Annotated in this window: 13 protein-coding genes; 8 read left to right on the plus strand and 5 right to left on the minus strand. The window is 72.4% G+C overall.

Annotated features, from left to right (window positions below):
- Positions 1-63: 63 nt before the first annotated feature.
- Positions 64-1,578 carry a 30S ribosomal protein S1 gene (gene rpsA, locus ABZ716_RS08655; RefSeq protein WP_079425789.1) on the minus strand — a complete coding sequence of 505 codons (1,515 nt, stop codon included), beginning with the start codon at positions 1,576-1,578 and terminating at the stop codon, positions 64-66.
- A gap of 381 nt (positions 1,579-1,959) precedes the next feature.
- Here rpsA and ABZ716_RS08660 point away from each other — a divergent pair, with 381 nt between their 5' ends.
- Both ABZ716_RS08660 and ABZ716_RS08665 read left to right on the plus strand, forming a co-directional pair.
- Positions 1,960-2,805 (plus strand): class I SAM-dependent methyltransferase, encoded by an 846-nt coding sequence (locus ABZ716_RS08660; RefSeq protein ID WP_358957628.1) that lies wholly within the window; start codon positions 1,960-1,962, stop codon positions 2,803-2,805.
- 6 nt (positions 2,806-2,811) lie between these two features.
- Positions 2,812-5,544, plus strand: coding sequence for an ATP-dependent helicase C-terminal domain-containing protein (locus tag ABZ716_RS08665; RefSeq protein WP_358957631.1), 2,733 nt, complete (start codon positions 2,812-2,814; stop codon positions 5,542-5,544).
- Here the strand turns inward: ABZ716_RS08665 and ABZ716_RS08670 are convergent.
- The 3 genes from ABZ716_RS08670 to ABZ716_RS08680 all read right to left on the minus strand — a co-directional run bounded on the left by ABZ716_RS08670 (position 5,531) and on the right by ABZ716_RS08680 (position 7,982).
- Positions 5,531-6,508 (minus strand): DUF3068 domain-containing protein, encoded by a 978-nt coding sequence (locus tag ABZ716_RS08670; protein WP_358957633.1) that lies wholly within the window; start codon positions 6,506-6,508, stop codon positions 5,531-5,533. The genes ABZ716_RS08665 and ABZ716_RS08670 overlap by 14 nt on opposite strands.
- A 12-nt stretch (positions 6,509-6,520) precedes the next feature.
- On the minus strand, positions 6,521-6,664 hold the full coding sequence (locus ABZ716_RS08675; protein ID WP_351883426.1) for an SPW_0924 family protein: 144 nt from the start codon (positions 6,662-6,664) through the stop codon (positions 6,521-6,523).
- Between the two features lie 106 nt (positions 6,665-6,770).
- A complete protein-coding gene (locus tag ABZ716_RS08680; RefSeq protein WP_358957636.1) occupies positions 6,771-7,982 on the minus strand; it encodes a lytic murein transglycosylase in 1,212 nt (403 codons plus the stop codon).
- A gap of 156 nt (positions 7,983-8,138) precedes the next feature.
- Between ABZ716_RS08680 and ABZ716_RS08685 the strand changes: the two genes are divergently transcribed.
- Positions 8,139-8,996 carry a DUF4184 family protein gene (locus tag ABZ716_RS08685; RefSeq protein ID WP_358957639.1) on the plus strand — a complete coding sequence of 286 codons (858 nt, stop codon included), beginning with the start codon at positions 8,139-8,141 and terminating at the stop codon, positions 8,994-8,996.
- Positions 8,997-9,027: 31 nt separating this feature from the next.
- On the opposite strand, the gene polA is transcribed toward ABZ716_RS08685, so the two are convergent.
- A complete protein-coding gene (polA, locus tag ABZ716_RS08690) occupies positions 9,028-11,748 on the minus strand; it encodes a DNA polymerase I (RefSeq protein ID WP_358957642.1) in 2,721 nt (906 codons plus the stop codon).
- A gap of 103 nt (positions 11,749-11,851) precedes the next feature.
- On the opposite strand from polA, the gene ABZ716_RS08695 reads away from it, so the two are divergent.
- The 5 genes from ABZ716_RS08695 to ABZ716_RS08715 all read left to right on the plus strand — a co-directional run bounded on the left by ABZ716_RS08695 (position 11,852) and on the right by ABZ716_RS08715 (position 18,029).
- Positions 11,852-14,125, plus strand: a complete 2,274-nt coding sequence (locus ABZ716_RS08695) for an FdhF/YdeP family oxidoreductase (protein ID WP_358957645.1) — start codon at positions 11,852-11,854, stop codon at positions 14,123-14,125.
- A 48-nt stretch (positions 14,126-14,173) separates the two neighbouring features.
- Positions 14,174-14,641 (plus strand): hotdog fold thioesterase, encoded by a 468-nt coding sequence (locus ABZ716_RS08700; RefSeq protein ID WP_351883416.1) that lies wholly within the window; start codon positions 14,174-14,176, stop codon positions 14,639-14,641.
- Positions 14,642-14,829: 188 nt separating this feature from the next.
- Complete coding sequence (locus tag ABZ716_RS08705) at positions 14,830-15,471, plus strand: Tat pathway signal sequence domain protein (RefSeq protein ID WP_358957648.1); 642 nt, start codon at positions 14,830-14,832, stop codon at positions 15,469-15,471.
- 299 nt (positions 15,472-15,770) lie between these two features.
- Complete coding sequence (locus ABZ716_RS08710; protein WP_358811882.1) at positions 15,771-17,003, plus strand: branched-chain amino acid ABC transporter substrate-binding protein; 1,233 nt, start codon at positions 15,771-15,773, stop codon at positions 17,001-17,003.
- 96 nt (positions 17,004-17,099) lie between these two features.
- The gene (locus ABZ716_RS08715) at positions 17,100-18,029 is read left to right on the plus strand and encodes a branched-chain amino acid ABC transporter permease (RefSeq protein WP_351883410.1); all 930 of its coding nucleotides are present in this window, start codon (positions 17,100-17,102) and stop codon (positions 18,027-18,029) included.
- Positions 18,030-18,032 lie beyond the last annotated feature (3 nt).

Below are 18,032 nucleotides of genomic sequence, written 5' to 3' on the forward strand. Positions count from 1 at the left end.
GGGGACGGGCCTCGCCGTTCAGCTCAGCTCACGCCGCGGCGTGGAGCATGTGCCGGGGTGCGATCAGCTCTGGCCGCCGGCCAGCTTCTCGCGGAGCGCGGCCAGGGCCTCGTCCGACGCGAGGGCGCCGGAGGTCTCGTCCGCACCCTCGGAGGAGTAGGAACCACCCGAGATGCCCGCACCGGCGTTGCCACCGGCGGCCGGGGCGGCCTCGCCCGCGGCAGCGGCGGCCTCGTCGGCCTCGCGGCTCTTGATGACCTGCGCCTGGTGCTGCTCGAAGCGGACCTGCGCCTCGGCGTACTGGCGCTCCCACGTCTCGCGCTGGGTCTCGTAGCCCTCGAGCCAGTCGTTGGTCTCGGGGTCGAAGCCCTCGGGGTAGATGTAGTTGCCCTGGTCGTCGTAGGACGCGGCCATGCCGTACAGGGTCGGGTCGAACTCGACCGAGGCCGGGTCGGCACCGAAGGACTCGTTGGCCTGCTTGAGGGACAGCGAGATCCGGCGACGCTCCAGGTCGATGTCGATGACCTTGACGAAGATCTCGTCGTTGACCTGGACGACCTGCTCCGGGATCTCCACGTGGCGCTCGGCCAGCTCGGAGATGTGGACCAGACCCTCGATGCCCTCGTCCACGCGGACGAACGCACCGAACGGAACCAGCTTGGTGACCTTACCCGGGACGACCTGACCGATCTGGTGGGTCCGGGCGAACTGCTGCCACGGGTCCTCCTGCGTCGCCTTCAGCGACAGGGAGACGCGCTCGCGGTCCATGTCCACGTCGAGAACCTCGACGGTGACCTCCTGGCCGACCTCGACGACCTCGGACGGGTGGTCGATGTGCTTCCAGGACAGCTCGGAGACGTGCACGAGGCCGTCGACGCCACCCAGGTCCACGAACGCACCGAAGTTGACGATCGAGGAGACGACGCCGGAGCGGACCTGACCCTTCTGCAGGGTGGTGAGGAACGTCTGGCGGACCTCGGACTGGGTCTGCTCGAGCCAGGCGCGGCGGGACAGGACCACGTTGTTGCGGTTCTTGTCCAGCTCGATGATCTTCGCCTCGAGCTCCTTGCCCACGTAGGGCTGGAGGTCGCGGACGCGACGCATCTCGACCAGCGAGGCCGGGAGGAAGCCGCGGAGGCCGATGTCGAGGATGAGACCACCCTTGACGACCTCGATGACGGTACCGGTGACGATGCCGTCTTCTTCCTTGATCTTCTCGATCGTGCCCCAGGCACGCTCGTACTGAGCGCGCTTCTTGGACAGGATCAGGCGGCCTTCCTTGTCCTCCTTCTGGAGAACCAGGGCCTCGATCTCGTCACCGACCTTGACGACCTCGTTCGGGTCGACGTCGTGCTTGATCGAGAGCTCGCGGCTCGGGATCACGCCTTCCGTCTTGTAACCGATGTCGAGCAGGACCTCGTCCCGGTCGACCTTCACGATGACGCCGTCGACGATGTCGCCGTCGTTGAAGTACTTGATCGTCTCGTCGATCGCGGCCAGGAAGGCTTCCGCGTTACCGATGTCGTTGACCGCTACCTGCGGAGTGGTGGTGGCGGTGGTCTCGGTGCTGCTCGTCATGTGGGAAAGGGCTCCGGTTACGGACAGAAAGTCGTAGGTACTGCTACGCCGGGAGCCCTTATCGGCATCTGCCGATGAAGCCGGACAGCCAAGGAAGCCCATCCCCCGCAAGGGGTAGGGGCCTCGAAAACCGAGGGGACATTCAACAGATGCAAGCGCAGCCTGCTACGTCTGAGGAGCACAGGCTCGCAGCGCAACTTGTAGCATACGGGGGCAGCCGGACAGGGTCAATGCGCGAAGGCGCACACCACGGGCGGATCGCCTCATAACCGGCACAATTCGTGGGCGGAAACGCCCTGATGAGCGATCCGCACGGATTTTCAGCCGTCCGGGTGCCATACCAGCCATACCAGCCATCCGCAGACTACGACGACGGGCCCCATGAACCAAGAGGACTACGCCCCCCAGGACGCGCGGCAGGACGAGGACGCGTACGACGACGCCGAGGCCACCCGGCGCGAGGCCGGGGAGGCGGAGAGCAGCCGCGCGAGCCGCGGCTGGTGGGACCGCAACGCCGACGAGTACCAGAGCGAGCACGGCGCGTTCCTGGGCGACGACCGCTTCGTGTGGGGTCCGGAGGGCCTGGACGAGGAGCAGGCCGGGCTGCTGGGCCCGGCCGCCTCCCTGAAGGGCAAGTGCGTCCTGGAGATCGGCGCCGGCGCCGCCCAGTGCTCCCGCTGGCTCGCCGCGCAGGGCGCCCGCCCCGTGGCCCTGGACCTCTCGCACCGCCAGCTCCAGCACGCCCTGCGCATCGGCGGCGAGGTGCCCCTCGTCGAGGCCGACGCCGGCCGGCTGCCCTTCCACGACGCCTCCTTCGACCTCGCCTGCTCCGCTTATGGTGCCGTGCCCTTCGTCGCCGACCCGGTCAACGTGATGCGCGAGGTGCACCGCGTCCTGCGCCCCGGCGGCCGCTGGGTCTTCTCCGTCACCCACCCCATCCGCTGGGCCTTCCCCGACGACCCCGGCCCCGAGGGCCTGTCGGTGGCCGCCTCCTACTTCGACCGGACCCCCTACGTCGAGCAGGACGAGCAGGGCCGCGCCGTCTACGTCGAACACCACCGCACCCTCGGCGACCGGGTCCGGGACGTGGTCGCGGGCGGCTTCCGGCTGCTGGACCTGGTGGAGCCGGAGTGGCCGGAGTGGAACGCCCAGGAGTGGGGCGGCTGGTCCCCGCTGCGCGGGAACCTGATCCCGGGCACGGCGGTCTTCGTGTGCGAGCGGGACTGAGCTGACGTGATCCGCGCCGCCGCCCTCGACGCCCTCCCCGTACGGGAGGCCGTGCCCGCGCTCCTCTCCGCCCTGGACGGCCACGGCACGGCCGTGCTGTGCGCCCCGCCGGGCACCGGCAAGACCACGCTGGTCCCGCTGGTGCTGGCCGGGCTGGCCGGCGGGGGCCCGCGGCGCCGGGTGGTGGTCGCCGAGCCCCGGCGGATCGCCGCCCGGGCGGCGGCCCGGCGGATGGCGTGGCTGCTGGGCGAGGCGGTCGGGGAGTCGGTGGGCTTCACGGTGCGCGGGGAGCGCCTCGTCGGCCCGTCCACCGCCGTGGAGGTGGTCACCACCGGGGTGCTGCTCCAGCGGCTCCAGCGGGACCAGGAGCTGCCCGGGACGGACGTGGTGGTCCTCGACGAGTGCCACGAGCGGCATCTGGACGCCGATACCGTCGCCGCCTTCCTGCTGGACGTGCGCGAGACGCTGCGTCCGGAGCTCCGCCTGGTCGCGGCCTCGGCGACGACCGACGCGGCGGGCTGGGCGCGGCTGCTGGGGGACGCGCCCGTGGTGGAGGCCGCGGGGATCTCGTACCCGGTGGAGACGGTGTGGGCGCCGCCGGCCCGGCCGGTGCGGCCGCCCCACGGGATGCGGGTGGATCCGGCACAGCTGGCGCATGTGGCGTCGGTGGTGCGGCGGGCGCTGGCGGAACGTTCCGGCGATGTGCTGTGCTTCCTGCCCGGCGTGGGCGAGATCGCCCGGGTGGCCGGGCAGCTGGGCGGGGTGGGCGCGGAGGTGCTCCAGGTCCACGGGCGGGCCCCGGCTGCGGTGCAGGACGCGGCGCTGGCCCCCTCGGCGCACCGCCGGGTCATCCTCTCCACCGCCGTCGCGGAGTCGAGCCTGACCGTGCCGGGCGTACGGGTGGTGGTGGACTCCGGGCTGGCCCGTGAGCCGCGGGTGGACCACGCGCGGGGGCTGGGCGCGCTGGCGACCGTACGGGCCTCCCGTGCGGCGGGCCGCCAGCGGGCGGGCCGGGCCGGGCGCGAGGCGCCGGGCACGGTGTACCGGTGCTGGGCCGAGGCGGAGGACGGGCGGCTGCCCGCCTTCCCCTCCCCCGAGATCCGGATCGCGGACCTGGCGCAGTTCGCGCTCCAGGCCGCCTGCTGGGGCGACCCGGACGCGTCGGGGATCGCCCTGCTGGATCCGCCGCCGGCCGGGGCGATGGCCGCCGCCCGGGAGGTGCTGACGGCCGTGGGCGCGGTGGACGCGGCCGGGCGGCCTACGGAGCGGGGGCTGCGGATGTCCCGGTTGGGCCTGCACCCCCGGCTGGCGCGGGCGCTGCTGGACGGGGCGGGGGCGCTGGGCGCGCGGCGGGCGGCGGAGGTGGTGGCGCTGCTGAGCGAGGAGCCGCCGCGGGAGTACGGGGACGACCTGGCCGCCGCGTGGCGGGCGGCGCGGCGGGGCGGCGACGCGTACGCGGCCCGGTGGCGTGCGGAGACCGGCCGCCTGCGGCGGGCGCTGGACGTCGTCGGGCCCGCGGGTACCGCTGCGCGGGGCTCCTCCCCCACCCCGCCCCTTCCCGGAACCGGGACCTGCGCCCCGGGCCCCGGCGCCTCGAACGCCGGCGAGGCCGGAGTGCCGCTGCGCGAAAGTCCAGCCCGCGCGGCGTTCGAGCGCACCGGGCGCGCGGCGCCCGGAACGGGGTCCGGGGCGGAGCCCCGGGGAACGGGCGAAGGGCGGGTAGGGGACCTGCCTCCCGGCGGCGGGCACGCAGCCGGTACCGACGACCACGCCGCCGGGCTCATCGCGGCCCTGGCGTTCCCCGAGCGGGTGGCCCGGGCCAAGGCACGGGGGAGCTACCTCATGGCCTCCGGCACCGGAGCCGAGCTGGGGGACGGCTCGGGCCTGCGCGACGCGGACTGGCTGGCCGTGGCCGTCGCCGACCGGGCCCCGCACTCCGCGTCCGCCCGGGTGCGGCTGGCCGCCGTCCTCGACGAGGACACCGCCCGGGCCGCCGCCGCGCATCTGCTCGCCTCCGGCGAGGAGGTCCGCTGGGAGGGCGGTGACGTGGTCGCCCGGTCCGTCGAACGGCTCGGGGCGGTGGAGCTGGTGGCCCGGCCGCTGCGGGACCCGGACCCGGCGCTCGTGCGGGCCGCCCTGCTGGACGGGCTGCGCGACGAGGGCCTCGGCCTGCTGCGCTGGTCCCCCGACGCGGTGGCGCTGCGCGCCCGCCTCGGCTTCCTGCACCGTACGCTCGGCGGCGCCTGGCCGGAGGTGGCCGACGACGCGGCGCTGCTGGAGCGGGCCGGCGACTGGCTGGAGCCCGAGCTGTCGCGCGCCCGGCGCCGCGCCGACCTGGGCCGGATCGACGCCGGCCAGGCCCTGAACCGGCTGCTGCCCTGGGCCACGGGCGAGGCGGCCCGGCTGGACGAGCTGGCCCCGGAGCGGATCGAGGTGCCCAGCGGCTCCCGGATCCGGGTGGACTACTCCGGCGAGCAGCCGGTGCTGGCGGTGAAGCTCCAGGAGCTGTTCGGGCTGGCCCGGACACCGACGGTGGCGGGGGTCCCCGTACTCGTGCACCTGCTCTCGCCCGCCGGCCGGCCCGCCGCCGTCACGGCCGACCTGGCCTCCTTCTGGCGGGGCGGCTACCGAGCCGTCCGGGCCGGGCTGCGCGGACGCTACCCCAGGCACCCCTGGCCCGAGGACCCGGCCACGGCCGAGCCCACCCGCCACACCAACGCCCGCCTCAGGGGTCGGTGACCGGGACGCCCGGGGCCCGGCGACCCCGGGCCTCCAGCCAGAGGGCGGCCGCCAGGAGCGCGAGGGCGCCGAGGGCGAGGCCGGCCGGGGCGTAGGTGTGCAGCGCGAGGATCTTCGTACGGTTGGCGGCCACGAGGTCACGGGTGTACTTCGCGTAGTCCTCGCGCATCGTGACGTGCCCGGCGAAGGCGGTGAGCCGCCCGTCGGGGGCGCTGGCCGCGATACCGCCGCGCATCTCCTGCTGGATGTCCTGCTCGGCGTTGACGGGCGCGCCGGTCACCGGATCGACCCAGAAGCGGGCCGTGACGGTGTACCAGAGGGTGGTTCCGGTGGTCTGCTCGATCGTCGCGGGGTCGATGCCCTCGATCGGCATCTTCTTCGGCATGGGGACCTTGGTCCAGGGGACGGTCTGCTCGAAGTAGTAGACGTCCATGCCGCGGTAGGTGCGCGGTCCGACGTAGTGGATGGGCGAGGCGGTCCTGGTCTGCGCGTCGAAGTAGAGGTAGTCGCGCGGCTCGGTGAAGAAGGGCCACTTGAACTCGATGCCCTGGCGGGTGACGGGGTCGCCGTCGACCATCTCGCCGGTGGCGTGAACCGGGTCCTGGGTGTGGGCGTCGAAGATGTAGCGCTCGGGGATCCGGGAGACCATCGCGCCGTCGGGGCCGATGATGTAGCTGAGGGTGTCCCAGACGACGACGTCCTTGCCCGCGTCGGCCTCGATCTCCCGGGACGCCTCGACGTTGCCCTTGAGGGTCTGGACGATGGTCACCTTGCCGACCTTCTTCGGCTGCATCCCGCCGGCGTAGTCGAGGAGGGTGGCGTCCTTGGCCTCCAGGACCATCGCCTGGTACTGGCCCGCCGGGATCTTGGCCAGGCGGGGGTACGCGTACCAGCGCAGCAGCGGTGCGAGGGCTGCGCAGAACACCGCGAAGGCAAGCAGGACGAGGCTCGCTCTGCGTCGCACGGCCGGACCTCCTTACTCCTGTCCGGGCGCGGGGGGCGCGGTGGTGAGCAGGGGTTTGGGCGAGGTCCTGCCCTCGGGCGCCCCGGCCGCCGTCACGGCGAGGACGAGGGCCAGCGCGGCGGCCAGCCCGATGGCGGCGGCGAGGAGTGCGCGCACGGCGGGGCCTCCCTGGATCTGATGGGTCGTCAGGGAGGCGTACCGTAGCAACGCGGGGATCAGATGAGAACGGCCGGGCGGCGTCGTCCCGGAGCCGCGTGCGGCGCTAGGGGGCGGCGGGGGCGGCCTTCGGGGAGCCGGAGGGGGCCGGGGAAGCCGAGGGGGCGGGCGTGGCCGTCGGCTTCGGGGAGGCGGAGGGGCTCGGGGAGGCGGAGGGGCTCGGGGTCGCGCTGGGCTTCGGGGTGGGGGTGGGGGTGGGGGTTGGCGTGGGAGTCGGCGTAGGCGTAGGCGTAGGCGTCGGAGTCGGCGTCGGAGTCGGCGTCGGAGTCGGAGTCGGCGTCGGCTTCGAGGGCGTCGGCGTAGGCGTGGGGGTCGGCGTCGGCTTCGAGGGCGTCGGCGTCGAGGGCGTAGGGGTAGGCGTCGGCTTCGGTGTGCCCGGGGTCGGGCGGGGGTTCGGGAGCGGGGCCGGGCCGGTGCCGTCCGGGATCTCGTGCGCCCCCCGGAGGTAGTACGCGTACCAGGACCGCACCGTCCGCAGGTACTCCGCGGACTGGTTGTAGGAGAGCACCGCCCGGTCCAGGCCGGGGCCCGTCCTCAGGTCCCGGTCGCCCGCGCACAGGTAGCGTCCGGCCGCCAGGGCCGCGTCGTACACGTTGTTGGGGTCGCGGCGGCCGTCGCCGTTGCCGTCCTGGCCCCAGGCCGCCCAGGTGGAGGGGATGAACTGCATCGGGCCGACGGCCCGGTCGTAGCGGGCGTCGCCGTCGTAGGCCCCGCCGTCGGTGTCGGAGATGTTCGCGAAGCCGTTGCCGTCGAGCACGGGCCCCAGGATCGGCCGCAGGGTGGTCCCGTTCGCGTCGACCCGGCCGCCGCCGGCCTGCCCGGACTCGACCTTGCCGATCGCCGCGAGCAGCTGCCAGCGCAGCCCGCAGCCGGGGTCGCTCTCCCCCACCCGCTGCTCGGCCCGCCGGTACGCGGCGAGCACGCTGGCCGGTATGCCCTGCGCGCCCTCCCCCAGCGGCTGGACCACGGGCGCCGCGGGCCCGGGTTCCGGCTGCCCGCCGGCGGCCCCGCCGTCCGGCACGGGGGCGGCCGCGGGCTCCGGGGTGACGGGCGGCAGTTCGGTCAAGTACGACGAATCCCCGTCGGCACCCCCGCCGGCGACGGGCGGCCGCCCCGCGTCCTCCCCGGCCGCCGCGACGCGCTCCGGTCCGGCGACCGCCGGGCCCTGGGAGGCCGTCAGCGCGGCGGCCACCAGCGCCGATACCAGTGCCGCGGCCGCGCCCCGGCGCAGACCGCGTCCGAATATTCGTGCCGACATGAGCGGGAACCCTCCACTGGACGTCCGGACGTCCGCGTGACCCTACGTCAACTCCCTGCACAGGGCACGCACCGTGCGGCCGATGTTCACCACATCCCCACGAGCCTGCGTGGATCGCGCATACTGTCCCGACATCGGCTACTCCCGGGAGGCTCCGTGCCGTTCACTCTCAGCCACGCGGCCGCCGTACTTCCGGTCATCCGCCGCTCGGGCCGCGCGCGTGGGCCGCTCGTCGCCTCGGCGCTGGTGCTGGGATCGTTCGCGCCGGACTCCTTCTTCTTCGCGGACGCGGTCGTCGGCGGCCTCATGCACTACGGCGGCTTCGCGCACTCGCTGCTGGGCGTGCTCACCGTGGACGCCGTCATCACCGCCGCCCTCACCGCGTGCTGGCTGCTGCTGCGCGAGCCGCTGCCGGCCCTGCTGCCCGCCTCGGCGCGCGGACGGGTCCACGCCTTCGTCCGCGGCGAGCACTGGGCCGGCCACCGGCTGCCCGCGCTCGCACTCCGGTTCTACCTCTCGGCGGTCACCGGCTCCCTCACCCACGTCGTGTGGGACAGCTTCACGCACGGCGGCCGCTGGGGCACCGACGCGCTGCCCTGGCTCGCCCGGCCCATCGCTCTCGGCCTGGCCCCGTACACCTTCCTCCAGTACGGCACCTCGGCGGTGGCCGCCTGCGCCCTGCTCTGGTTCACGGTGAGCGCCCTGCGCCGGCTGCCGGCGCTGCCCGTGCCGCCGCCGGTGCCGGTCCTCACCCGGGCGGAGCGGTGGGGGGCGCTGCTGCTGATCGGCGGCTGCGCGGCGGCCGGGACGCTCCTGCGGGTCGTGCGCTTCTTCACCTTCTACGACCGGGTCCGCAGCCCCCTGGACATCATCCCGACGCTCTGCTTCGGAGCCGGCGGCGGCCTCGTCGTGGGCCTCCTGCTGTACGGGGCCCTGGTGCGGCTGCGCCACCGCCGCGACCGGGACGACGTCCGCCCGGACCAGCGGACGCGGACGCCCGTCCCCGCGGCGTAGCGGGGACGGGCGCGCGGGCGGGCCGGCGGGGTCAGTGCGCGGCGGACTCCCAGTCGCCGCCGACCCCCACGGACACGTCCAGCGGGGCCCGCAGCTGGACGGCGGCGCCCATCTCGCGGCGCACCAGCTCCTCGACCCGCTCCCGCTCGCCGGGGGCGATCTCCAGGACGATCTCGTCATGGACCTGGAGCAGCATCCGCGAGCCCAGCCCCGCCTCGGCCAGGGCCTTGTCCACGCGCAGCATCGCCACCTTGACGATGTCCGCGGCGGTGCCCTGGATCGGGGCGTTCAGCGCCATCCGCTCGGCGGCCTCGCGGCGCTGGCGGTTGTCGCTGTTGAGGTCGGGCAGGTAGCGGCGGCGGCCGAAGACGGTCGCCGTGTAGCCGGTGGCCCGGGCCTCGTCGACGACGCGGCGCAGGTAGTCGCGCACCCCGCCGAACCGCTCGAAGTAGGTCTCCATCAGGCCGCGCGCCTCGGCGGGCTCGATGTTCAGCTGCTGGGCGAGGCCGAAGGCCGACAGACCGTAGGCCAGGCCGTAGGACATGGCCTTGATCTTGCGGCGCATCTCGGCGTCCACCCCGGAGCGCTCCACGCCGAACACCTGGGAGGCGACGGTGGTGTGCAGGTCCTCGCCGGAGGTGAACGCCTCGATGAGGCCCTCGTCCTCGGAGAGGTGGGCCATGACGCGCAGCTCGATCTGGCTGTAGTCGGCCGTCATCAGCGACTCGTAGCCCTCGCCGACGACGAAGCCGCGGCGGATGGCGCGGCCCTCGTCGGTGCGCACCGGCACGTTCTGCAGGTTCGGGTCGGTGGAGGACAGCCGTCCGGTGGCGGCGACGGTCTGGCTGAAGCTGGTGTGCACCCGGCCGTCGGCGGCGATCGACTTGACCAGCCCCTCGACGGTCACGCGCAGCTTGGCCTGCTCCCGGTGGCGCAGCATGATCACCGGGAGTTCGTGGTCGGTCTGCGTGGCCAGCCAGGCCAGCGCGTCGGCGTCCGTGGTGTAGCCGGTCTTGGTCTTCTTCGTCTTGGGCAGGTCCAGCTCCCCGAAGAACACCTCCTGGAGCTGCTTGGGCGAGCCCAGGTTGAACTCGTGCCCCACCGCCGCGTGCGCCTCCTTCACCGCCTGCTGCACGGCGCCCGCGAACTGCTGCTCCAGGCCCTCCAGGTGGTCGCGGTCGGCGGCGATACCGGCCCGCTCCAGGCGCGCCAGCAGCTCGGAGGTGGGCAGCTCCATCTCGTGCAGCAGCTCGACGGCGCCCACCTCGGGGAGCTTGGCGGTGAACGCCTCGCCCAGGTCCAGGACGGCGCGGGCCTGCGCCATCAGCGCGTCCGCCTCGGCGGTCTCGTCCGCGCCGAAGGCCAGCTGCCCGTCGGCGGCCGGCGGCTGGAGCTCGCGGCCCAGGTACTCCACCGACAGCGCGTCCAGCGCGAAGGAGCGCCGGCCCGGCTTGACGAGGTAGGCGGCCAGCGCGGTGTCCATGGTGACCCCCGCCAGGGTCCAGCCGTGCTCGGGGAAGACCCGCATCAGCCCCTTGGCGTTGTGCACCACCTTGGGGGCGGACGCGTCGGCCGCCCAGGCGGCGAAGGCCCGCTCGTCCGCCTCGTCCAGCGCGGACGGGTCGAACCAGGCGGCCGCGCCGCCCGCCGCCGCCAGCGCCACCTCGGCGACATTGCCCTGGCCCAGCGCCCAGCTGTCCACGGTGGAGATGCCGAGGGGGCCGCCCGCGTGCGCCGCGAGCCACGGCGCGAGCTCGCCCGCGCCCAGCACCGACCCGTCCAGCTCCACCCCGGCCGCCGGAGCCGGCGCCTCCTCCTGCTCCGCGCCCGGGTCCACGGCCAGCAGCCGCTCGCGCAGCGAGGCGTTGCGGATCTCCAGCACGTCCAGCACGCCCTTGACCGCGGTCCGGTCGTAGGGGGCGCGCGCCAGGTCGGCCGGGGTGCCGGGCAGCTCCACGTCCTTGACCATCTCGGTCAGGACCCGGTTGAGCTTCACGGCCTCCAGGTGGTCGCGGAGGTTCTGCCCGGCCTTGCCCTTGACCTCCTCGGCCCGCTCCACCAGCTCCGCGAACGAACCGAACTGGTTGATCCACTTCGCCGCGGTCTTCTCGCCGACGCCCGGGATGCCCGGCAGGTTGTCGGACGGGTCGCCGCGCAGCGCCGCGAAGTCCGGGTACTGCTGCGGGGTGAGCCCGTACTTCTCCACGACCTTCTCCGGCGTGAACCGGGTCAGCTCCGAGACGCCCTTGGTCGGGTACAGCACCGTCGTGTGCTCGGAGACCAGCTGGAAGGAGTCCCGGTCACCGGTGACGATCAGCACCTCGAAGCCGGCCGCCTCGGCCTGCGTCGCCAGCGTGGCGATCACGTCGTCGGCCTCGAAGCCGTCCACCGCGAACCGCGGCACCTTCATCGCGTCCAGGAGCTCGCCGATCAGCTCGACCTGCCCCTTGAACTCGTCGGGGGTCTTGGAACGGTTCGCCTTGTACTCGGGGAACTCCGTCGACCGCCAGGTCTTGCGGGACACGTCGAACGCCACCGCGAAATGCGTGGGCGCCTCGTCGCGCAGCGTGTTCGCCAGCATCGACGCGAAGCCGTAGATGGCATTGGTCGGCTGCCCCGTCGCCGTCGTGAAGTTCTCCGCGGGCAGCGCGAAGAACGCCCGGTACGCCAGGGAGTGCCCGTCCATGAGCATCAGGCGGGGGCGGTCCGCTGCGGTCGGCTGGTCGGTCTTCTTCGATGCTGTCTCTGCCACGCCCCCGATCCTAGGCGCCCCCACCGACAAATCCGCCGTCGGCGATGTCGGCGGAGCGTGACAGGATCGGGGTGTACGAGAAGACAGCTCGAAGGGGAGCGACATGGCCACCAAGCCGCCCGCAGGTGATCCGGCACAGGACGCGCCGCACGTCGGGCCCCCTCGGAACGCCGCGGCCGGCCTGCCCGCCATCGCCCACACCCTCAAGATCGGCTACGAGCAGATGGGCCTGCGCCGCACCGCGCGGACCCTCCTCAAGGTCAACCAGAAGGACGGCTTCGACTGCCCCGGCTGCGCCTGGCCCGAGGGCGACCGGCGGCACACCGCCGAATTCTGCGAGAACGGCGCCAAGGCCGTCGCCGAAGAGGCCACCGTGCGCCGGGTCACCCCCGCGTTCTTCGCCGAGCACCCCCTCGACGACCTCGCCGCACGCTCCGGCTACTGGCTCGGCCAGCAGGGCCGCATCACCCACCCCATGTACCTGCCCGAGGGCGGCGACCGGTACGAGGCCATCAGCTGGGACCGCGCCTTCCGGATCATCGCCGAGGAACTGAACGCCCTCGCCTCCCCGGACGAGGCCGTCTTCTACACCTCCGGCCGCACCAGCAACGAAGCGGCGTTCCTCTTCCAGCTCTTCGCCCGCGAGTTCGGCACCAACAACCTGCCGGACTGCTCCAACATGTGCCACGAGTCCTCCGGCTCCGCTCTCGTCGAGACCATCGGCATCGGCAAGGGCAGCGTCACCCTGGAGGACCTCCACCGGGCCGACCTGATCATCGTCGCCGGGCAGAACCCGGGCACCAACCACCCGCGCATGCTCTCCGCCCTGGAGAAGGCCAAGTCCGCCGGGGCGAAGATCATCTCGGTGAACCCGCTGCCGGAAGCCGGGATGGAGCGGTTCAAGAACCCCCAGAACCCCCTCGGCATGATCAAGGGCACCCCCCTCAACGACCTGTTCCTCCAGATCCGCATCGGCGGCGACCAGGCCCTCTTCCGCCTCCTGAACAAGCTCGTCATCGAAGCGGGCGACGGCGCCCTCGACGAGGAGTTCATCCGCGAGCACACCCACGGCTACGACGCCTTCGCCGCCGCCGCCAGGGAAGCCGACTGGGACGACACCCTGAAGGCCACCGGGCTCACCCGCGCCGAGATCGAACGCGCCCTCGCCATGATCCTCGCTTCCCGGCGCACCATCGTCTGCTGGGCCATGGGCCTCACCCAGCACAAGCACGCCGTCGCCACCATCCGCGAGGTCGTCAACCTCCTCCTGCTCCGCGGCGACATCGGCCGCCCCGGCGCCGGCGTCTGCCCCGTCCGCGGCCACTCCAACGTCCAGGGCGACCGCACCATGGGCATCTTCGAACGCCCCGCACCCGCCTTCCTCGACGCCCTCGACCGCGAGTTCGGCATCACCGCGCCCCGCCACCACGGCTACGACGTCGTCCGCGCCATCGAAGCCCTCCGCGACGGCCACGCCAAGGTCTTCTTCGCCATGGGCGGCAACTTCGTCGGCGCCACCCCCGACACCGACGTCACCGAGGCGGCCATGCGGCGCGCCTCCCTCACCGTCCACGTCTCCACCAAACTCAACCGCTCCCACGCGGTCACCGGCCGGCGCGCCCTGATCCTGCCCACCCTCGGCCGCACCGACAAGGACGTCCAGGCGAGCGGCAAGCAGTTCGTCACCGTCGAGGACTCCATGGGAATGGTCCACGCCTCCCGCGGCAACCTCGCCCCCGCCTCCCCCCAGCTGCTCTCCGAACCCGCCATCGTCGCCCGCATGGCCCGCGCCGTCCTCGGCGCCGCCTCACGGACCCCCTGGGAGGAGTTCGAAGCCGACTACGCCGCCATCCGCGACCGGATCGCCCGCGTCGTCCCCGGCTTCGAGGACTTCAACGCCCGCGTCGCCCGCCCCGGCGGCTTCCAGCTCCCCCACGCCCCCCGCGACGAACGCCGCTTCCCCACCAAGACCGGCAAGGCGAACTTCACCGCCGCCCCCGTCGAGTACCCCGAGGTCCCCGCCGGGCGGCTGCTCCTGCAGACCCTGCGCAGCCACGACCAGTACAACACCACCATCTACGGCCTCGACGACCGCTACCGCGGCATCACCGGCGGCCGCCGCGTCGTCCTGGTCCACCCCGACGACGCCGCCGAGCTGGGCCTCGCCGACGGCTCCTCCACCGACCTCGTCAGCGAGTGGAAGGACGGCGTCGAGCGCCGCGCCCCCGGCTTCCGCGTCGTCCACTACCCCACCGCCCGCGGCTGCGCCGCCGCCTACTACCCCGAGACGAACGTCCTGGTCCCCCTGGACTCCACCGCCGACACCAGCAACACCCCCGCCAGCAAGTCCGTCGTCGTGCGCTTCGAACCGGCCTGATACAACGGGCCCAGATGGTTAACGATCGTTGACGAACGGAGCAGGCCCATGGCCGACGAGCAGCAGCAGCACGCCGTGAAGTTCCCCCAGGAAGTCCTCGACGAGTACGCGGCCCTGGGCATAGACCTGCCCGCCCTGTTCTCCGCCGGCGCCCTGGGCGAGCGCATGGAGATCAGGATCCTGGAGGCGTCCGCCGACCGGGTCGTCGCCACGATGCCGGTCAAGGGCAACACCCAGCCCTACGGCCTCCTGCACGGCGGCGCCTCCGCCGTCCTCGCCGAGACCCTCGGCTCGGTCGGCGCCATGCTCCACGGCGGCAGCAGGAAGATCGCCGTCGGCGTCGACCTCAACTGCACCCACCACCGCGGCGTACGCGAGGGCATCGTCACCGGCACCGCCACCCCCGTCCACCGGGGCCGCTCCACCGCCACGTACGAGATCGTCGTCACCGACGAGCAGGACCGCCGCGTCTGCACCGCCCGCCTCACCTGCCTCCTGCGCGACACCGACTCCTGACCCCGGGCTTCGAAAACCGACACGGAGCCTTAACAAGCGGGCCAGGACAGGCCGTTGTGCGGCACCTCGGCGCCGGTCTAGCGTTCCCGCATGGGAACCGGACCGGCGCCGCGGCACATCACCGCCACCCCCACGGCAACACCACCGCGCACCGCCCTCCGGGCGGCGCACCATCCCGGCGCCGCCGCGTGACCGGCGGCGGGATAGGCCCCCTGGAGCCCGGCGAGGGCACCTGGGACCACGAGGACGCGCCCACCGGGCCCCGTACGCCCGCCGCGCCCGGCTGGACCGGACGCCCGCGCGCCTTCTACGCCCGCCACCGCCGCGCCGTCCTCACCGCGGCCTCGGTCGCCGTCCTGGCCGCCGCGGCCGTCCGGATCCACGCCACCCGCCCCGAGCCCACGGCCGCGCTGCCGCCGTCCCCGCCGTCCCAGACCCTCTCCCTGACCTACGGGGCGCCGGTGGAGCCGGCGCCCGACGGCGCCGCGTTCGCGTTCACTGTCCGTGTGCGGACCTCGTCGGGACCTCCGGTCACGGTGGAGCGGATCGGGCAGCCGTCCCCGGCCCTGAGCGTCTCGATCCGGCCACGCCTCCCGGCCGCGGTGGCGGCGGGAGAAGTGCGCGAGCTCCTCGTACTGATCGAGACAAAAGACTGCGTGCATGTAGCACGGAATTCCGGACTGCCATTCCTCGAAGTAACCCTGAGTAATGGAACCCAGAAAGAGGATCACAGTTACATCCCCGGTGACCGTTATGCCAGGGATCTTTCTGTCGCGCTGACCAGGGCATGTCCCGAAACCCGAGACGAGCCCTCGCCGAGTCCGTCATGACCAAAACCCCCTAGAGCCCTGGCATGTCAGGACCCAAACCGCCGCACGGTCCTGCCGCATCTCAGCATCCGGACAAGACGAACCGGCCTGAATTCCCCCGTTCCACCCGCCCACATCCGCTATGTATTACGCCGTGGCATAACAAGAGAGTCACATCATTGGCCTCAGCCCTCCATATCCCCCTATGAGCCGCCTAGAGTCACGGCCAGTTACCGCGACCGCCGGATTTACTCAGTTCGGTTCCCCGCGTTCGACTCGACGCGTCCCAGGGGGGACGCGGCGCCTGGAAAGGACTGATTGTGCGTTCTCGTCAGCTCATAGCCGTGACCGCCGCCCTCGCCGCGGGCGCCCTCACTCTCACCGCCTGCGGCTCGCGCAACGACACCGGCGGCTCCGCCAACGGTGACGGCGGCACCACCGTCGTCATCGGCGTCGACGCCCCGCTGACGGGCGACCTCTCCGCCCTCGGCCTCGGCATCAAGAACTCCGCCGACCTCGCCGCCAAGCAGGCCAACGAGAAGAAGTACGTCAAGGGCGTCACCTTCAAGATCGAAGCCCTCGACGACCAGGCGCAGGCCTCTTCCGGTCAGCAGAACGCCACCAAGCTCACCGCCGACAAGAACGTCCTCGGCGTCGTCGGCCCGCTCAACTCCTCCGTCTCCGAAGCCATGCAGAAGGTCTTCGACGACGCCAAGCTCACCCAGATCTCCCCGGCGAACACCAGCCCCTCCCTGACCCAGGGACCCAAGTGGGCCGAGGGCCAGAAGACCCGCACCTACAAGAGCTACTTCCGCACCGCCACCACGGACGCCATCCAGGGCCCGTACGCGGCGCAGTACCTCTTCAACAAGGCGGGCAAGAAGAAGGTCTTCATCATCGACGACAAGAAGACCTACGGCGCCGGCCTCGCCGGCACCTTCAAGGCCGAGTTCACCAAGCTCGGCGGCCAGGTCGCCGGCGAAGGCCACATCGACCCGGAGAGCAAGGACTTCTCCGCCATCGTCACCCAGGTCAAGTCCTCCGGCGCCGACGTCGTCTACTACGGCGGCGAGTACCCCGCCGCCGGCCCCCTCAGCAAGCAGATCAAGGCTTCCGGCACCAACATCCCGCTCGTCGGCGGCGACGGAATGAAGGACAAGAAGTACGTCGAGCTCGCCGGCCCCGGCGCCCAGGGCGACCTCTGCACCTCCGTCGGCGCCCCCGTCGAGAGCCTCCCCTCCGCCAAGGAGTTCGTCGACAACTACAAGAAGGCCGGCTACAAGGACGACTACTCGGCCTACGGCGGCTACTCCTACGACTCCGCCTGGGCCGTCATCGAGGCCGTCAAGAAGGTCGTCGAGGCCAACGACGGCAAGCTCCCGTCCGACGCCCGCGCCAAGGTCCTCGAAGCCGTCCAGGGCGTCAACTTCGACGGCGTGACCGGCAAGGTCTCCTTCGACGAGTTCGGCGACGCCACCAACAAGCAGCTGACCGTCTACAAGGTCGACGGCGACGACTTCAAGACCGTCGAGTCCGGCACCCTCGCCGGCTGACCTGCCTAGCCCTCACCCCCTCACCTGCCGCGCGGGGCGCCGCACCACAGCGCCCCGCGCGGTGTCACATCCGTCGAAAGACTCGGAGGACCTGCGGTGCACGAACTGCCGCAACAGCTGGTCAACGGCCTGCTACTGGGATCCATGTACGGGCTCGTCGCCATCGGCTACACGATGGTCTATGGCATCGTCCAGCTCATCAACTTCGCCCACGGCGAGATCTTCATGACCGGCGGGTTCGGAGCCCTCACGGTCTGGCTGATGCTCCCCGGCGGCACCACCATGTGGATAGCCCTGCCGCTGATGCTCATAGGCGCCATCATCGTCGCCACGCTCATCGCCGTCGGAGCCGAACGCTTCGCCTACCGGCCCCTGCGCAACGCACCCCGCCTCGCGCCGCTCATCACCGCCATCGGCCTCTCCATCGTCCTCCAGCAGGCCGTATGGGCCTGGTACCCCGACGCGAAGTCCTCCGTCAAGTTCCCCGAACTCCCCGGCGGCGCCTTCCACCTCGGCAGCATCACCATCCAGACCGGTGACGTCTTCCTCCTGATCGCCGCTCCCATCTCCATGGCCTTCCTCGGCTTCTTCGTCAAGAAGACCCGAACCGGCCGCGGCATGCAGGCCACCGCCCAGGACCCCGACACCGCGAAGCTCATGGGCATCAACACCGACCGCATCATCACGGTCGCCTTCGCCCTCGGCGCCGCCTTCGCCGCCATCGGCGCCGTCGCCTACGGCCTCAAGTACGGCGAAGTCAACTACCGCATGGGCTTCATCCTCGGCCTCAAGGCATTCACCGCAGCCGTCCTCGGCGGAATCGGCAACATCTACGGCGCCATGATCGGCGGCCTCGTCCTCGGCCTCGCCGAAACCCTCACCACCGCCTACATCGCCGACGTACCCGGCATGCAGCAGCTCGGCGGCCAGTCCTGGGGCAACACCTGGGCGTTCGTACTCCTCATCCTCGTGCTCCTCTTCCGGCCCCAGGGTCTGATGGGCGAGCGCGTGGCGGACAGGGCGTGAGAA

The organism is Streptomyces sp. NPDC006687, assembly GCF_040636215.1.
In the GTDB taxonomy this organism is placed as follows: domain Bacteria; phylum Actinomycetota; class Actinomycetes; order Streptomycetales; family Streptomycetaceae; genus Streptomyces.